16 protein-coding genes are annotated in these 13,224 nt (G+C 68.5%); 10 read left to right on the top strand and 6 right to left on the bottom strand.

Going from position 1 to position 13,224, the window contains the following annotated elements:
* Positions 1 to 18 precede the first annotated feature (18 nt).
* Positions 19 to 1,449 (bottom strand): MocR-like pyridoxine biosynthesis transcription factor PdxR, encoded by a 1,431-nt coding sequence (gene pdxR, locus AC1C2R_RS15070; protein WP_495380503.1) that lies wholly within the window; start codon positions 1,447 to 1,449, stop codon positions 19 to 21.
* A 45-nt stretch (positions 1,450 to 1,494) separates the two neighbouring features.
* On the opposite strand from pdxR, the gene AC1C2R_RS15075 reads away from it, so the two are divergent.
* Together AC1C2R_RS15075 and AC1C2R_RS15080 are read left to right on the top strand one after the other, a co-directional pair.
* Positions 1,495 to 1,992, top strand: a complete 498-nt coding sequence (locus AC1C2R_RS15075; protein ID WP_495380504.1) for a carboxymuconolactone decarboxylase family protein — start codon at positions 1,495 to 1,497, stop codon at positions 1,990 to 1,992.
* 23 nt (positions 1,993 to 2,015) lie between these two features.
* Positions 2,016 to 2,480: a VOC family protein gene (locus AC1C2R_RS15080; RefSeq protein WP_495380505.1), complete on the top strand. Its 465-nt coding sequence runs from the start codon at positions 2,016 to 2,018 to the stop codon at positions 2,478 to 2,480.
* 14 nt (positions 2,481 to 2,494) lie between these two features.
* Here the strand turns inward: AC1C2R_RS15080 and AC1C2R_RS15085 are convergent, their stop codons facing one another.
* Positions 2,495 to 2,905, bottom strand: a complete 411-nt coding sequence (locus AC1C2R_RS15085; RefSeq protein WP_495380506.1) for a YchJ family protein — start codon at positions 2,903 to 2,905, stop codon at positions 2,495 to 2,497.
* A 151-nt stretch (positions 2,906 to 3,056) separates the two neighbouring features.
* On the opposite strand from AC1C2R_RS15085, the gene AC1C2R_RS15090 reads away from it, so the two are divergent.
* A complete protein-coding gene (locus AC1C2R_RS15090) occupies positions 3,057 to 3,908 on the top strand; it encodes an aggregation-promoting factor C-terminal-like domain-containing protein (protein ID WP_495380507.1) in 852 nt (283 codons plus the stop codon).
* A gap of 66 nt (positions 3,909 to 3,974) precedes the next feature.
* Entirely contained in the window at positions 3,975 to 4,118 is a 144-nt protein-coding gene (locus AC1C2R_RS15095) for a hypothetical protein (RefSeq protein ID WP_495354277.1), read from the top strand.
* 121 nt (positions 4,119 to 4,239) lie between these two features.
* Here AC1C2R_RS15095 and AC1C2R_RS15100 read toward each other — a convergent pair whose 3' ends face one another.
* The gene (locus AC1C2R_RS15100; protein WP_495380508.1) at positions 4,240 to 4,533 is read right to left on the bottom strand and encodes a GNAT family N-acetyltransferase; all 294 of its coding nucleotides are present in this window, start codon (positions 4,531 to 4,533) and stop codon (positions 4,240 to 4,242) included.
* 24 nt (positions 4,534 to 4,557) lie between these two features.
* Positions 4,558 to 4,929, bottom strand: a complete 372-nt coding sequence (locus tag AC1C2R_RS15105; protein WP_495354275.1) for an RNA-binding S4 domain-containing protein — start codon at positions 4,927 to 4,929, stop codon at positions 4,558 to 4,560.
* A 55-nt stretch (positions 4,930 to 4,984) separates the two neighbouring features.
* Between AC1C2R_RS15105 and AC1C2R_RS15110 the strand changes: the two genes are divergently transcribed.
* Positions 4,985 to 5,434 (top strand): NUDIX domain-containing protein, encoded by a 450-nt coding sequence (locus AC1C2R_RS15110; protein WP_495380509.1) that lies wholly within the window; start codon positions 4,985 to 4,987, stop codon positions 5,432 to 5,434.
* Positions 5,435 to 5,443: 9 nt separating this feature from the next.
* On the opposite strand, the gene AC1C2R_RS15115 is transcribed toward AC1C2R_RS15110, so the two are convergent.
* Positions 5,444 to 6,274 (bottom strand): DUF1295 domain-containing protein, encoded by an 831-nt coding sequence (locus AC1C2R_RS15115; protein WP_495354273.1) that lies wholly within the window; start codon positions 6,272 to 6,274, stop codon positions 5,444 to 5,446.
* 32 nt (positions 6,275 to 6,306) lie between these two features.
* Here AC1C2R_RS15115 and AC1C2R_RS15120 point away from each other — a divergent pair, with 32 nt between their 5' ends.
* From AC1C2R_RS15120 to AC1C2R_RS15135, 4 genes are all read left to right on the top strand, one after another.
* Positions 6,307 to 6,930: a CDP-alcohol phosphatidyltransferase family protein gene (locus AC1C2R_RS15120; RefSeq protein ID WP_495380510.1), complete on the top strand. Its 624-nt coding sequence runs from the start codon at positions 6,307 to 6,309 to the stop codon at positions 6,928 to 6,930.
* 109 nt (positions 6,931 to 7,039) lie between these two features.
* Positions 7,040 to 7,453, top strand: a complete 414-nt coding sequence (locus tag AC1C2R_RS15125; RefSeq protein ID WP_495354430.1) for an FHA domain-containing protein — start codon at positions 7,040 to 7,042, stop codon at positions 7,451 to 7,453.
* The gene (gene ftsR, locus AC1C2R_RS15130) at positions 7,453 to 8,145 is read left to right on the top strand and encodes a transcriptional regulator FtsR (RefSeq protein WP_495380511.1); all 693 of its coding nucleotides are present in this window, start codon (positions 7,453 to 7,455) and stop codon (positions 8,143 to 8,145) included. The genes AC1C2R_RS15125 and ftsR overlap by 1 nt, the downstream gene beginning before the upstream one ends.
* A gap of 112 nt (positions 8,146 to 8,257) precedes the next feature.
* Positions 8,258 to 8,812, top strand: a complete 555-nt coding sequence (locus AC1C2R_RS15135; RefSeq protein WP_495354270.1) for a MerR family transcriptional regulator — start codon at positions 8,258 to 8,260, stop codon at positions 8,810 to 8,812.
* 67 nt (positions 8,813 to 8,879) lie between these two features.
* On the opposite strand, the gene AC1C2R_RS15140 is transcribed toward AC1C2R_RS15135, so the two are convergent.
* Positions 8,880 to 9,713 (bottom strand): ParA family protein, encoded by an 834-nt coding sequence (locus AC1C2R_RS15140; RefSeq protein WP_495354269.1) that lies wholly within the window; start codon positions 9,711 to 9,713, stop codon positions 8,880 to 8,882.
* A 75-nt stretch (positions 9,714 to 9,788) separates the two neighbouring features.
* Here AC1C2R_RS15140 and AC1C2R_RS15145 point away from each other — a divergent pair, with 75 nt between their 5' ends.
* Entirely contained in the window at positions 9,789 to 13,193 is a 3,405-nt protein-coding gene (locus AC1C2R_RS15145; protein ID WP_495354268.1) for a pyruvate carboxylase, read from the top strand.
* Positions 13,194 to 13,224: the final 31 nt, after the last annotated feature.

Consider the following 13,224-nt stretch of genomic DNA (forward strand, 5'->3'; position numbering starts at 1 on the left):
CGCGCGGCACCGCGCTGCTCAGTCCCGCCCGACGGAGGCCGTGCGCTCGAGTTCCGATCCGATGGCGGCGAAGGCGCGGTCGAGCGCCGCCTCGAACCGGTGCGGCGGCGGCGCTCCGTACCCGACGACCATCGCAGGCCCACGTGACGATGCCGCATGGCCGTGGCGATACGAGCGCAGTCCATCGAGGTGAACGCCGAGCCGGTCGGCTGCGGCGGTGACGCGACGCTCGTCGACACCGGCCGGCAACTCGATCAGGCAGTGCAGCCCGGCTCGCATCCCGCTGACCCGGCATCCCTCGAGCTCTGCCGCGACGCGGCCCTCGAGGCGCTCGCGCCGTGCACGGTACTCGGCTCGGCGTCGCCGCACGGTGCGGTCGTACTCGTGCGCGCGCATGAAGGCGTCGAGTGTCGACTGGTTCAGCACATCGGCGAGACCGCTCGTCGCGAGCAGTTGCTCGTCGAAGGCGGAGGCGAGGCGCTCGGGGACGACCGCCCAACCGAGCCCCACGGCCGGCGCAAGGCTCTTCGACGCGGTGCCGAGGTAGATCACCGACTCAGGAGCGAGGGCCTGCAGAGCGCCGATCGCGCGCCGGTCGTAGCGGAATTCGCCGTCGTAGTCGTCTTCGACGATGAACGCCCCGGCGCGTTCGGCCCATGTGACCACATCGAGTCGCCTCGAGGGCGCCAGTGCCGCACCGGTCGGGAACTGGTGAGCGGGTGTCAGGAGCACGGCGTCGACGGCGAGCGCGTCGAGCTCTGCGACGACTGCGCCGTCGCGGTCGACCGGCACGGCGACGACCTCGAGTCCGGCGGCTCGGATGATGCGTCGGTGCGCCTCGTGCCCGTACTCCTCGACGGCGATGCGTCGGGCGCCGTGCGACACGAGGGCGCCCGCGACCATTGCGAGACCCGCGCCGAAGCCACGCGTGACCGCGATCCGGTCGGCAGGCGCCCAAACTCCGCGGGTGCGGGAGACGTACTCGGCGAGCGTGGAGGCAAGCGCGGGGGAGCCGCGGGGCGGGCCGTAGCCGAAGGTCGAAGCCGGCGCGTCGAGCGCCGACCGGCGGGCGGCCGTCGCCCACTCGCGACGCGGGAACGACGAGGCATCCGGAATTCCGCCGCGCAGATCGAGACCGAGCCGCTCCGGCGTGCGCGGCGGTTCCGATTCGGCCGCTGCGCCGACGCTGCGATCACCGACCCAGGTGCCCGCGCCGACCCGCGTCTCGAGCCACCCTTCCGCCGCAAGACGCCCGTAGACCTCGGCCACGACGTTGCGCGCGATGCCGAGGTCGGCGGCGAGGGATCGGCTCGCGGGCAGCCGGCTGCCTGATTCGAGACGGCCATCACGTACTGCCGCGCGCAGCGCCTCTTCGAGTGACGACGACTTTCGACGCGCATCGAGGTCGAGGTGCAGGTCGAGGCCGTGAATGGCCCAGGTTCTCGGCATGGAATTGGACTGTAGCAGAGGGCCGATCGTTCGTAGCGTGGTGTCATGACCATCACCGATGCACTCATCGACATCCCCGTTCGCCTCGACTTCGATGCGATCGTCCCGCGCTTCTCGCGCGCGGTCGCTTCGCTCGACCACGCCGCCACCGCCGAGCTCGATCGCGTCGGCGTCGATCCCGCGTTGCGTGAGATGGTGCGGTTGCGCGCCTCGCAACTGAACGGATGCGTCTACTGCGTCGACCTGCACTCGAAAGACGCACGCACGGCCGGTGTCACCGAGCAGAAGCTCCACGCGGTCGTGGTCTGGCGCGACTCGGGCCTGTTCACCGCCGCCGAGCGCGCCGCCCTGCACCTGACCGAGTCGATCACGCGCCTCTCGGAGACGCATGTGCCCGAGGGGGACCTCGCAGCCGTCGTCGCCGTCTTCGGTGAGGAGCGCGCAGCCGCGCTCGTCTCGCTCATCATCACGATCAACGTGTGGGACGCGATCGGCGTGACCACGCGGTGCTGGCCCGTGGCGCACGACGCGGCGTTCGCGTGACATCGGTCTGGGATGATGCAGAGATGACGGATGCCGCCGATCCACCGGTCCTGCAATTGCGAGTGGTCATCGAGGCCGACGATTACGAGCGAGCCGTCGCTTTCTACCGCGACGCGCTCGGCATGTCCGAACTCCTGGCGTACGCCGAGGGCGGCGACGACCGCGTCACGATCCTCGAAGCGGGTCGGGCGACGCTCGAGATCGCGAACCCGACGCACAAGCGCGTCATCGACGAACTCGAGGCCGACGGGGTGGAGAGCCAGCGCATCCGGCTCGCCTTCGAGGTCACCGACGGCGCGGGCACCACCCGCCAACTCGCCGACGCCGGGGCGGCGATCGTCGCCGAACCGGTGGTGACGCCATGGCGATCGCTCAACTCGCGCCTTGACGCGCCCGCCGGCCTGCAGATCACGGTGTTCGAAGAGCTCGAAGGCTCCGAGGAGCGAGCGCTGCGCGATGGGTTCAGCACTGAAGACGAACGCGACTGAGCGCTCGGCGACCGTCAGACATCGCCGTCGAGGTAGAACCAACGGCGACCGTCGCGAATGAACCGACTCCGTTCATGCAGCACGCCCGGGTCGCCGCCCGAACGGTATGAGGCACGGAACTCGACCTCGCCGTCCCGATCGAAGGGGCCACCGCGAACGGTGTCCACGATCTCGAGTCGATACCACCGCAGCTCGTGCTCGAGGTGGAGCACTGCCGGACGCGTGCTCGGATGCCACGTCGATCGCAGGTAGCGGCTGTCGCCGACCGCGAATGCCGTGTAGCGGGAGCGCATGAGCTGGGCGGCCGTCGGGGCATCCGTCGCCCCCGCGAGCAGGCGGCCGCAGCACTCGCCGAAGACGGACCCGCTGAGGCACGGGCATCGCGCGCCGGAGGCTGGAACGAAAGGGCGGTCGACAGTCGGCATGCTCCCAGTATCGCGGCGCCGCCGGCCGACCATCATGGTCCACACAGGAAGAACTGAGGAACCCTTCAGAAACTCAGGGCAGAGTGTCTGACTTGTGCCCTCGCTCGGGGGCCGTCCCCCAACAGAAACCCGATCCGAGCACCTCACTCTTATGCGCAACGACACTACTTCAACGCCCGAAACCTCAACGCCCGAAACCGAAACCGCCTCCGCAGAGCACCACCAGCGCCGCAGCATCCGCCGCCGTCGAATCGGCCGCAAGCGACTCATCGTCGCCGGCGCCATCGTCGCCACCGGCGTTGTCGTCGGCAGTGGATTCGCGGTGCAGGCAGGCGTCGTCACGCAGGCGAGCATCGACGCGACGGCCGCGCTCAGTGCATCGACCGGCGTGCACCAGGAGCAACTCGGAGCGTACAGCGCGATCGCCGAGGCCCGCACGCGCAACAGCGCGCAGGACACGATCACCGCAGCCAATGTCACGCTCGCCGCTGTGGACGGCAAGGTCGATTCCAGTGGGCTCGCGGCATCCGTCGCCTCGCTCGGTGACTACGAGCAGTTGCCGCTCGACTCCATCGTCGACCTCACGAAGCAGACTCGTGAAGAGACCGCGAAGGCCGCCGCCGCGGCCGCGGAGTTCGACCGCATCGAGGCCGAGCAGGCCGCCGTCGCGGCCGCGGCACTCGCGCAAGCCAACACCCCTGACGGGGCACGTGCGACTGCCCGTGCTCTGGGCGCGTCGAAGTACGGATGGAACGACTCGCAGTTCCAGTGCCTGAACCAGCTCTGGCAGAAGGAGTCGGGCTGGTCGTACACCGCCTACAACGCCTCGAGCGGCGCCACCGGCATCCCGCAGTCGCTGCCCGGCAGCAAGATGGCCACCGCCGGCGCCGACTGGCAGTCCAACGCCGCGACCCAGATCAGCTGGGGCCTCGACTACATCGCGCGTGGCTACGGCACGCCGTGCAGCGCGTGGTCGCACTCCCAGTCGATGAACTGGTACTGACGCCGACCCATCTCGCGTATGGTTGCCGCACGGGGCCGTCCGGGCCTCCGATCAAAGGGCAAATCCATGTCAGACAAGTCGCCGAAGAAGTCGTCATCCAAGACGGCTGCCAGCAAGACCCTCAAAGAGAAGCGCGCCGACAAGAAGGCGAAGGTCGAGAACCGCAGCGGAAGCGACGCGGTGAGCGACGCCACGCACCGCAAGCGTTGACGGTCGTCGTCGGCGCCCGTGATGAGGTTCGCCGTCGACACCGGTGCGATCGACCGTTCGGGCAGAATTGCGAGCGACGCCTGCGCTTCGACTTCGTCGTCCGTCCGAACGGTTTCGCCGTTCACACCGTGCGAGGGTCGAGCAGAGCGGCGCGATCCGGATGCCGGTCGAACCACTCGCCGACGTACCAGCAGCTCGGCACGATGTGGCGCGTCGAGGTCGCCTCGACGTCGTCGGCCGCGAATTCGACGAGCTCCCCGGCCAGGCCGTTGCCGCGGTACGGCGGGTTCGTGAAGGTCCGGGTGAACGCGACCGAGTCGCCGAGCACCCGATAATCGAGCACGCTCGCGATGTCTCCGTCGACCAGGAGCACGTAACGGCGCGCGTCGGGGTCGTGGCTGAGGTCCTTGTGCACTTGCTCAGGCTACGCCGTGGGTGTTCAGTGTCCGCGGAGGCGATCGAGGTCTCGTCGCTCGCGTTTGGTGGGGCGGCCGGCGCCACGGTCGCGCGTGGCGACGACGGCCACGGTCTCGCGAGGCGGCGGGGGCGGCGTGCGATCGTCGACCGCCGCAGCTGCGAGCGTCGCCGACACGCGCTTGACGAGGGTCTGACGCACGACGAGCATGCGATCGAATCCGTCGATGCGAACGCGCACCTCGTCGCCCGGTCGTACGGGCTGCGCCGCCTTCGCGCGTTCACCGTTGACCCGCACATGTCCCGCGCGGCATGCGGCCGTCGCGGCAGATCGCGTCTTGAACTGGCGCACCGCCCACAGCCAGGCGTCGACGCGCACCGGTGACTCGCCGTTCATGTCACCAGCCTACGGGCGGGCCGTGCGCTCGCGGCGCGTGCGTCATGCTGGAGTCATGAGCGCAGCGAGCGGCGACGAATGGGTCGAAGGTCCCGACGGCGCACGGTATTGGGGCAGGTACGGCGCGGCGGGGCTACTCGTCGTCAGCCCGACGCGAGAGGTGCTGCTCCAGCACCGTGCGGTGTGGAGCCACTTCGGCGACACCTGGGGGATCCCCGGCGGCGCGCGGCACGAACACGAAACCGCTGTCGAGGCGGCCGTCCGCGAGGCCGGCGAAGAGGCGGGCGTGACGCCCGAACTTCTCAAGGTGCGTTTCAGCACCGTGCTCGACCTCGGATACTGGTCGTACACGACGGTCGTCGCCGATGCCACCGAACGATTCGAGCCGGTCGTGAGCGACCCCGAGAGCATCGAGTTGCGTTGGATCACTGCCGATCGGGTCACCGAGCTCGCGCTGCATCCGCGGTTCGCTGAAGCCTGGCCCGGCCTCGCCGCGAGACTCTGAGCCGCCCGATCAGGTGATGCGCTCGCCGACCTGCGAATTCGCAGCCCGCGGGAACCACGGCACGATCGGCGACGTGCGCGATCGGTACTCGTCGTAGTCGGGGTACTTCGAGCGCGAGATCGACTCGGTGAAGATCGTGGATCCGATGAAGAGCGTCGTCAGCAGTACGGCCCCGGCGATGCTCCAGTGCAGCCATGCACCCGTCGCGGTCACGGCGAACCCGTAGAAGACCCACCATTGCGCCTGCTCGAAGAAGAAGTTCGGGTGCCGCGAGACCCGGAACAAGCCAGTCTGCAGGAATCCGGCCTGCGGCGTGCGACCCGCTGCGCGCTCTGCGGCCTTCCACCGGTGGAACACCCACTGCTGGTGGTCGGCCATGGTCTCCCCGGCGAGGAATGCCAGGAACACGATCGCGAGCACTGCGTCGCCGGCCCCGAGCGGTGACGCGCCGGCCTCGAAGACGGTGTACGCAGGAAGGCAGATGAGCAGGATGATCGCGTTCTGGTAGATCGAGATGAACAACAGGTTGAACGTAGCGAACTGCGCGCGCGACATCCGCCCGCGCAGCACTGCCCAGCGGTAGTCCTCGCCGCCGGGGCGATAGCCGCCCTTGCGGGCAAAATTGAGGGTCAGACGGATGCCCCACGCACTCACGAGTGCCGCCATCAGCACGAGCCGCGCGTCGAATCCGCTCGCAGCCGCGAAGACCCAGACGTAGGCGATCGGGGCGATCGACCAGATGCGGTCGACCCACGAGTACTCGCGAGTGATGATCGAAGCGAGCCACGTCGCGAGCGCGATCGCGGCACAGATCAGGAGACACACGAGCAGTGGAGTCATGGCTGCATTCTACGGATCGATAGGATCGTGTCGTGGCTGGGGAGCGCGCGGGGGTGGTCGGTTCGGAGATCTGGACGATCCCGAACATCCTCAGCATGCTCAGACTCGCCCTCGTTCCCGTCTTCCTCGTCTTCCTCGTGCGCGGCGACTACGTCGTCTCGCTCGTCGTGCTGATCGTCGCGAGCTTCACCGACCTGCTCGACGGATACCTCGCGAGGCGCCTCGGGCAGGTGACCAGACTCGGGCAGTTGCTCGACCCTGCCGCCGATCGGCTGTACATCTTCGCCGCTCTCGTGGGGCTCGCTGCCCAGGGCCTCGTGCCGTGGTGGATCGTCGTCGTCATCGTCGCGCGAGACGTCTTCCTCCTCACCCTCGGCGTCGTGCTCGCGAACCACGGATACGGGCCGCTGCCAGTGCATCAGCTCGGCAAGGTCGCGACCTTCGCGCTGTTCTTCGGTCTGCCCGTGATCATGCTCGGGCTCGCATTCCCGGTCGTCGCCGACATCAGCCAGCCGGTCGGCTGGGCGATCACCCTGTGGGGGGCGTTCCTCTACTGGTGGGCCGGGATCATCTACGCGATCGAGACCGCTCGCGTCATCCGCATTCCGCGGGTGGCAGACGAGCCTCGATCGGATACGCTGGGACAGGGAGGTTAGTGTGGCGGATTCCGACATCACTCAGGCCGGTGGTACGAGCGAGACCGGTGGTGAACCGTCGACGACAACGTCGACGCATGCTGCGGTCGACGGTGCGACCGATACGACCATCGGCTTCAGCCGTGAGACGGCGGCGCAATTGAGCGCACTTGACGCCGACATCACTGCCGAAGAGCAGGAGGCGATCTCTGCGCTGCCCTCGGGGTCGGCGTTGCTCATCGTTCGTCGGGGCCCGAACAGCGGCGCCCGATTCCTCCTCGACACCGACGTCACGGTCGTCGGCCGTCACCCAGACGCCGACATCTTCCTCGACGACGTGACCGTCTCGCGGAAGCATGCGGAGTTCGTCCGGCATCGCACCGCGTTCGAGGTGCGCGACCTCAGCTCGCTGAACGGCACCTACTACGACGGCGTGCGCATCGAGACGGCCCTCCTGAGCGATGGTGCAGAGGTGCAGATCGGCAAGTTCCGCCTCACGTTCTACGCCTCGCGACGCGACCTGGCTCCGGTGGCGAGCGAATAGTGGCAGCTCCCGCTGCGTCCACGCGCGCGAGCGGCCAGGCGCCACTGCTGGGCATCGGGCAGGTTCTCGCCCGACTCCAGCCCGAATTCCCCGAGCTGACTCCGTCGAAGCTGCGGTTCCTCGAAGAGCAACGTCTCGTCTCCCCGGCGCGCACCGCGGCGGGCTATCGCAAGTTCTCCACCGTCGATGTCGAGCGCATCACGGTCGTGCTGTCGATGCAACGCGACCACTACCTGCCGCTCAAGGTGATTCGCACGCACCTCGAGGCGATCGATGCGGGTGAGACGCCGGCACTACCGGGGGCGACGAGTGCCGCGGCGTTCCTCGCCGGTGCCCGCAGGTTCCGACGCGACGAACTCATCGCACAGGCCGGCGCGACGAGTGCGCTGCTCGACGACGCCGTCTCGACCTCGCTGCTGCCCGCCGCCGAGTACTACGGCGACGATGCGCTCGGGGTGCTCCGCTCTCTCGTGGCGCTTCGCGCGGTGGGCATCGAGCCGCGCCATCTCCGCGGAGTACGAGCCGCGGCCGAGCGCGAGGCGGCACTCGTCGAGCGCGCGATCGCACCGTCGCGACGAGCGGATGCCGCAGACAAGGCTCGTGCCGTCGAACACGGTCTCGAGCTCGCGGGTCATCTCGAGGCGGTGCACGCGAGCGTCGTGCGCGCCTCGCTCGGCCGCCCCGCGAGATGATGTCGCGACACGCCGTGACGTTCGGCCCGATGTGTTCGACAGAGCCCGCCCGCCTCGGTAGCGTGGAACTCGCGTCGACGGGGTGCCGGCGCGAGAGTGAGGGGCGAATCGGATGAGCAAGCTCGACCGGACTCCACGCTCGCGCTACGACCTCGGGTTGCTCTTCACCGATGGCATGCCGGTGCACGACGACGCCGTCGGGTATCGCGGCGCCGTCGCGGCTCGAGCCGCAGGCATCAGCTATCGACAGCTCGACTACTGGGCGCGCACGCAACTCGTCGAACCGACGGTGCGCGGCGCAGCGGGTTCCGGAACGCAGCGGCTCTACGGATTCCGCGACATCCTCGTGCTGAAGCTCGTGAAGCGGCTGCTCGACACCGGCATCTCGCTCCAGCAGATTCGCACGGCCGTCTCCCAACTCCGAGAATCGGGCATCGACGACCTCGCCCAGACGACGCTCATGAGCGACGGCGCGAGCGTGTACCTCTGCACATCAGACGATGAAGTCATCGACCTCGTCAACCGCGGACAAGGTGTGTTCGGCATCGCGGTCGGCAAGGTGCTGCGAGAGGTCGAGTCGACGCTCGTCGAGATCGACACGCAGTCGGCCGATCCGCTCGACGAGCTCGCTGCACGACGCAGCGAACGCCCGCGCAAGATCTCCTGACGATCGCGCGGCCGGCCGCCGCGACTGAGCGTCCGCGCGACGGAGTGCCCGGGGGAGCGGCCTGTTGTCAGCCGAAAGGTGTCGGGCCGTCGAGCGGCAGGCCGGCGAACTCGCCGATGCGCGCGGTGCGCAGCACGCGTTCGAGCAACTGGTCGAAGTGCGCCGACATCTCTTCGGCACTCTCACCGGGCCACATGTGCAGCGGCTTCGCGGCACCCTGCGCCTGCTGCAGCGAGGTGCGCTCGGGCAGCTGGGGCGAGAGCACGAGCGGGCCGAACATGTCGCGCAGCTCCTTGATGCGGAACTGGTGCTCGAGCGACTGCACGCGCGCGCGGTTCACGATGATGCCGAGCGGCTGCAGTCGAGGTGACAAGCCACGGCGGATCTCTTCGATCGCCCGGAGCGCCCGGTCGGCCGCCGCGACGGAGAAGAGCCCTGGCTCGGTGACGACTGCCACCCGGTCGCTCGCGGCCCATGCGGTGCGCGTCAGCGCGTTCAGCGACGGCGCGCAGTCGATGAGCACGAGTTCGTAGTCGGCTTCGACGTTCGCGAGCGCTTCTTCGAGCTTCCAGATATCGCGGATCGACGGGTGCGGCCCGTCGAAGTTGATGGCCGACGGGCTGCCGATCATCACGTCGATCGTCGATTGCGGGTTCGATCGAGCCCATCCGCTCGGCGCGATGGCCGAACGAACGATCTTCTCTTTCGGGGAAGCGAGCACGTCGGCGACGTTGAGATGGCCCGCAACCTGGATGTCCATGCCGGTCGAAACGTCGGACTGCGGGTCGAGGTCGACGACGAGGGTACGGACGCCGCGAGCGAACGCTGCGGACGCCAGTCCGAGGGTGACGGTCGTCTTGCCGACACCGCCCTTCAGAGAACTGACGCTGAGTACGTGCACGAACAGATACGTTACCTTTACTACTCGGGCGAAACCTAAACGTTCGCTGTGCGGAAACCCGTCTGAAAGGTCTGCATGTTCACGAAGATCCTGGTTGCCAATCGCGGCGAGATCGCCATCCGAGCGTTCCGGGCCGCTGTCGAGCTCGGTGCGAAGACGGTCGCGGTGTACCCATTCGAGGACCGCAACTCACTGCACCGCCTGAAGGCCGACGAGGCGTACCAGATCGGCGAGCCGGGGCATCCGGTGCGCGCATACCTCGATGTCACCGAGATCATCCGTGTGGCGAAGCTGTCGGGCGCCGATGCGATCTACCCGGGTTACGGATTCCTCTCGGAGAACCCCGAGCTCGCGCAGGCCGCCGAGGTGGCGGGTATCACCTTCATCGGTCCGCCGAAGCGGGTCCTCGAGATGGCGGGCAACAAGGTCACCGCGAAAGAGCATGCGATCGCCGCAGGCGTACCGGTGCTGAAGTCGACGCCGCCCTCGCGCGACATCGAGACCCTCATCAGCCAAGCCGACGAGGTCGGCTTCCCGATCTTCGCCAAGGCCGTCGCCGGCGGCGGCGGGCGCGGCATGCGCCGGGTGGGCACGAAAGATGATCTGCGCGCGGCCCTCGAAGAGGCGATGCGCGAGGCCGACAGCGCCTTCGGCGACTCGACGATGTTCCTCGAGCGGGCGGTGCTGCGGCCCCGTCACATCGAGGTGCAGGTGCTCGCGGATGCCTCGGGCGAGACGGTGCACCTCTTCGAACGCGACTGCTCGGTGCAGCGCCGCCACCAGAAGGTCATCGAGATCGCGCCGGCCCCGAACCTCTCCGACGAGGTACGCCGCTCGCTCTATCGCGACGCGATCGCCTTCGCGAAGTCGATCGGTTACGTGAACGCCGGCACGGTGGAGTTCCTCCTCGACACGGCGGGGGAGCGCGCCGGCGAGCATGTCTTCATCGAGATGAATCCGCGCATCCAGGTCGAGCACACGGTCACCGAAGAAGTCACCGATGTCGACCTCGTGGTCTCGCAGATCCGCATCGCGGCGGGCGAGTCGCTGTCCGACCTCGGCTTGACGCAGGACTCGATCCGGCTCCGGGGTGCTGCACTGCAGTGCCGCATCACGACTGAAGACCCGACGGCTGGGTTCCGGCCCGACACCGGCAAGATCACCACGTACCGGTCGCCCGGTGGCGCCGGCATCCGCCTCGATGGCGGAACGATCAACCCGGGTGCCCAGATCAGCCCGCACTTCGACTCGATGCTCGCGAAGCTCACATGCCGCGGACGCGACTACCCGGCCGCGGTGGCACGCGCCAAGCGCGCCCTCGCCGAGTTCCGCATCCGCGGCGTCTCGACGAACATCTCGTTCCTGCAGGCGGTGCTCGAAGACCCGGCGTTCGTTGCCGGTGACCTCAGCACCTCGTTCATCGACGAGCGACCACAGCTCGTGCGCGGCCGCGTTTCGAAGGACCGTGGCACCAAGATCCTGAATTGGCTCGCGGATGTCACGGTGAACCAGCCGAACGGTGCCGCGCCGACCACCGTCAGCCCCGTTGAGAAGTTGCCCGCGATCGATCTCACGACCCCGGCACCGGCGGGATCGCGACAGCGTCTCCTCGAACTCGGTCCGGTCGGCTTCGCACAGGCGCTTCGCGCGCAGACGCCGCTCGCCGTGACCGAGACGACGTTCCGCGATGCGCACCAGTCGCTCCTCGCGACCCGCGTACGCACCCGCGACCTCGTGGCCGTCGCACCGTACGTCGCCCGTATGACGCCCGAGCTGCTCTCGGTCGAAGCGTGGGGCGGTGCGACCTACGACGTCGCCCTCCGTTTCCTCGGCGAAGACCCTTGGGAGCGCCTCGCTGCGCTCAGGCAGACGCTGCCCAACATCAACATCCAGATGCTCCTCCGCGGTCGCAACACGGTCGGGTACACGCCGTATCCGACCGAGGTCACCGATGCGTTCGTGCGCGAGGCCGCGGACACCGGCGTCGACATCTTCCGCATCTTCGACGCGCTCAACGACGTCTCGCAGATGCGTCCGGCGATCGATTCGGTGCTCTCGACCGGGCACGCCGTCGCCGAGGTCGCGTTGTGCTACACGGGCGATCTGCTCGATCCGGCCGAAGATCTCTACACGCTCGACTACTACCTCGGGCTCGCCGAGCAGATCGTCGACGCCGGGGCGCACGTGCTCGCGATCAAGGACATGGCCGGCCTCTTGCGGCCGACCGCCGCTGAGAAGCTCGTGACGGCGCTCCGTGAACGTTTCGACCTGCCGGTGCACCTGCACACTCACGACACCGCCGGCGGTCAGCTGGCGACGTTGCTCGCGGCGAGCCGCGCGGGCGTCGACGCCGTCGACGTCGCGAGCGCACCGATGGCGGGCACCACGAGCCAGCCATCGGCGTCGTCGCTCGTCGCCGCACTCGCGCACACCGAACGCGACACCGGTATCTCGCTCGACGCCGTCTCCGACCTCGAGCCCTATTGGGAGGCCGTGCGCCGCCTCTACCGCCCGTTCGAGTCGGGTCTGCCCGGCCCCACGGGCCGTGTGTACCGCCACGAGATCCCGGGCGGTCAGCTCTCGAACCTCCGACAGCAGGCGATCGCGCTGGGCCTGGCCGACGACTTCGAACTCATCGAAGACATGTACGCGGCTGCCGATCACATCCTCGGCCGAGTGCCGAAGGTGACGCCGTCCTCGAAGGTCGTCGGCGACCTCGCCCTCCACCTGGCAGCTGTCAAGGCCGATCCCGCCGACTTCGCTGCGAACCCCGAGAAGTACGACGTTCCCGACTCCGTGATCGGATTCATGGCCGGCGAGCTCGGCGACCTGCCCGGCGGATGGCCGGAGCCGTTCCGCACCAAGGTGCTCGCGGGCAAAGACATCCGCATCGGCGTCACCGAGCTCACCGCCGAACAGCGCGAGGCGCTCGAGGCCGACAGCGCGACGCGACGAGCAACCCTGAACGCCCTCCTCTTCCCGGCGCCCACGCGCCAGTACGAGCAAATCCGGGAGCTGTTCGGCGACCTCTCGGTCGTCGACACGGCCGACTACCTGTACGGCCTTCGCCAGGGCGCCGAGCACGTCGTCGAGATCGACACGGGGGTGCGCCTCTACGCGGGGCTCGAGGCGATCGGCGAAGCCGACGACAAGGGCATGCGCACCGTCATGACCATCCTGAACGGCCAGCTTCGGCCGGTCTTCGTCCGGGATCGCGCCATCGTCGTCGAGACCCGTACGGCCGAGAAGGCGGATGCCTCGCAGCCCGGGCAGATCGCCGCGCCGTTCTCCGGCGTGGTGACCCTCCAGGTCGAGGCCGGCGCCGAGATCGCGGCCGGCCAGAGCGTCGCCTCGATCGAGGCGATGAAGATGGAGGCTGCGATCACCTCGCCCATCGCGGGCGTCGTCGAGCGGGTCGCGATACCCAAGACGCAGCAGGTCGAAGCGGGTGACCTGCTCGTCGTGGTGCGCCCGCGCTAGGCTGGGCGTTGGTTGACACTGATGAGGAGGG

Source organism: Agromyces sp. Y182 (genome assembly GCF_059445385.1).

What these genes read in the sequence shown, in the direction of transcription:
- pdxR (WP_495380503.1), bottom strand. Translation starts at nt 1,449, where the DNA reads ATGCCGAGAACCTGGGCCATTCACGGCCTCGACCTGCACCTCGACCTC.
- AC1C2R_RS15075 (WP_495380504.1), top strand. Translation starts at nt 1,495, where the DNA reads ATGACCATCACCGATGCACTCATCGACATCCCCGTTCGCCTCGACTTC.
- AC1C2R_RS15080 (WP_495380505.1), top strand. Translation starts at nt 2,016, where the DNA reads ATGACGGATGCCGCCGATCCACCGGTCCTGCAATTGCGAGTGGTCATC.
- AC1C2R_RS15085 (WP_495380506.1), bottom strand. Translation starts at nt 2,905, where the DNA reads ATGCCGACTGTCGACCGCCCTTTCGTTCCAGCCTCCGGCGCGCGATGC.
- AC1C2R_RS15090 (WP_495380507.1), top strand. Translation starts at nt 3,057, where the DNA reads ATGCGCAACGACACTACTTCAACGCCCGAAACCTCAACGCCCGAAACC.
- AC1C2R_RS15095 (WP_495354277.1), top strand. Translation starts at nt 3,975, where the DNA reads ATGTCAGACAAGTCGCCGAAGAAGTCGTCATCCAAGACGGCTGCCAGC.
- AC1C2R_RS15105 (WP_495354275.1), bottom strand. Translation starts at nt 4,929, where the DNA reads ATGAACGGCGAGTCACCGGTGCGCGTCGACGCCTGGCTGTGGGCGGTG.
- AC1C2R_RS15110 (WP_495380509.1), top strand. Translation starts at nt 4,985, where the DNA reads ATGAGCGCAGCGAGCGGCGACGAATGGGTCGAAGGTCCCGACGGCGCA.
- AC1C2R_RS15115 (WP_495354273.1), bottom strand. Translation starts at nt 6,274, where the DNA reads ATGACTCCACTGCTCGTGTGTCTCCTGATCTGTGCCGCGATCGCGCTC.
- AC1C2R_RS15135 (WP_495354270.1), top strand. Translation starts at nt 8,258, where the DNA reads ATGAGCAAGCTCGACCGGACTCCACGCTCGCGCTACGACCTCGGGTTG.
- AC1C2R_RS15145 (WP_495354268.1), top strand. Translation starts at nt 9,789, where the DNA reads ATGTTCACGAAGATCCTGGTTGCCAATCGCGGCGAGATCGCCATCCGA.